This window comes from Microcoleus sp. LEGE 07076 (assembly GCF_015207455.1).
GTDB lineage: Bacteria > Cyanobacteriota > Cyanobacteriia > Cyanobacteriales > Microcoleaceae > Microcoleus.
This window is the reverse complement of record NZ_JADEWV010000431.1, coordinates 1-1,876: the sequence shown is the minus strand read 5'-3', so window position 1 is coordinate 1,876 and position 1,876 is coordinate 1. Positions and strand designations below refer to the sequence as shown.

Below are 1,876 nucleotides of genomic sequence, written 5' to 3'. Positions count from 1 at the left end.
GGTTATTAACTTGAAGTTTGGATCGCCCGCCCGGTTCCTGAACTCTCATCTAAAATTAGTTTTGACAAAGTTTGCGATCGCGCCCGATGACGCGATCGCAAACTTTGTCAAATAAAAATATTATTCCCTGCTGCGCCAACACCAAAAAAGAGTTGAGATTTTGGGACAAAATCTCAACTCTTTGAGTCACTAACTAGCCAAATATTCTCTGACTTGAGACTGGCGCCGCCGCAGGTGGGCGAGGGCTTGATGTTCTAGCTGCCGTACCCGTTCGCGGCTGAGATTTAGCCGTTCTCCAACTTTCGCCAGCGACATTTCGGTGCCGTCTTCCAAACCAAAGCGTAGAATAATCACATCTCGTTGCTGCTGGGTAAGTTCTGATATCAAAGTATTCAGGTCTTGTCGCAGCAATTCCGAGGTAATGTAGTTGTCTGGAGATGCGGTTTCGTCTTCTAAGAGTTCTTGCAGTTCCGTATCTTGGTTGTCTCCTACCCGCAAGTCCAAAGAAACTGGATGTCTTGCCATCAGCAGGTATTCTCGAATTTGGGAAGGCTGCAGTTCCAGGGCGGCGGCAATTTCTGCAGGCAAGGGAGAACGGCCCAACTGCTGGGTGAGTTCCCGCTGCACTTTTTTAATTTTGTTGAGTTTTTCGGTGATGTGAATTGGCAATCGAATGGTGCGGGCGTGTTGGGCGATCGCGCGGGTGATTGCTTGGCGAATCCACCAGTAGGCGTAGGTTGAAAATTTGTATCCCCGCATCGGGTCAAATTTTTCGACTCCTCGTTCTAAACCGAGGGTGCCTTCTTGAATTAAATCCAAGAATTCCATGTTGCGTTTCTGGTATTTTTTGGCGATCGCCACTACTAAGCGCAAATTCGCTTCTATCATCTTTTTCTTGGCACGTCGCCCCAACTCCAATATCCGGTTGAGTTCAGCTTCTGGTAACTCCATTTCGGCAGCCCACTCTAGCTGATTCGGTTCTCGCTGCCATTCTTTGGCTAGTTCCTGTTTTGCTTCGATTAATTTCATCATTTGCTGTACCTGCTTCCCGAAAACAATCTCTTCTTCTCGGGTTAGCAAGGGTACTCGACCGATCTCGTGCAGATAGGTACGAACCGTATCCGTTGAGGAGTATGGCCGGCTGCCCATGCGATCGGCTTTCACTGTTTTGGTTTTGGGTGTTGTGGTGGACATGGGTGAGTATTGCACTCCTTGTAACAACAGATAAAAAGTTGGTGATACCCTATCCCACTTTTGCAAGCGGGATAAAGACTGCGACAGGGGGGATATTTCCCCTCCTGTTTATCGGAGACGATCGGTAGAAGCTTGTTGTTTGGGATTACTTTTGTGCTTGATTTTCTAGTAATGCCCGTCGATTTTCCGTAACTTCCTAGCTTTAACGGCTAGTTCCGGCGAAGTGAATTTAAGTTTACTTTGCTCAATATTATTCCAAATTTTGAGGATCGTAAAGGGTAAAAACCTCTGTCTTAAGGTCAAGATTCTACATTTTTCCTTAAGGTTTTCAATTCCCTGCTAGTTTTAACTGCAATTCAACTTCACAATACTCATGCAAACAGACTCATGCAATTCGAGGGCTTTTTGCTCTCTGTATCTATCATCGCTTGAATTTTTCGTACTGCCTAGATACTGCGATGCGAGATAACCGAACCCGATCGTCCTATGCGCTGCAATTTACTATTGAAAATTTTTATTGACATTTTTATTAAAATATGCTAACAAAGTTTTCCAATAATTAAGTAAGGCGTATCAAAGCTAGCTGGGTAGTCCTGCAACGCATCGGATAATTTGGGGATAAAACGGTTGACCGACCGTTATCAAAACCCTGATCTTGCAGGACTACCGCTAGCTGTTGGGC

General features: G+C 45.5%; 1 protein-coding gene. It reads right to left on the bottom strand.

Annotated features, from left to right (window positions below; all coding sequences use genetic code 11):
* Window positions 1–189 precede the first annotated feature (189 nt).
* A complete protein-coding gene (locus IQ270_RS29970; protein WP_193976734.1) occupies window positions 190–1,194 on the bottom strand; it encodes an RNA polymerase sigma factor, RpoD/SigA family in 1,005 nt (334 codons plus the stop codon).
* Window positions 1,195–1,876 lie beyond the last annotated feature (682 nt).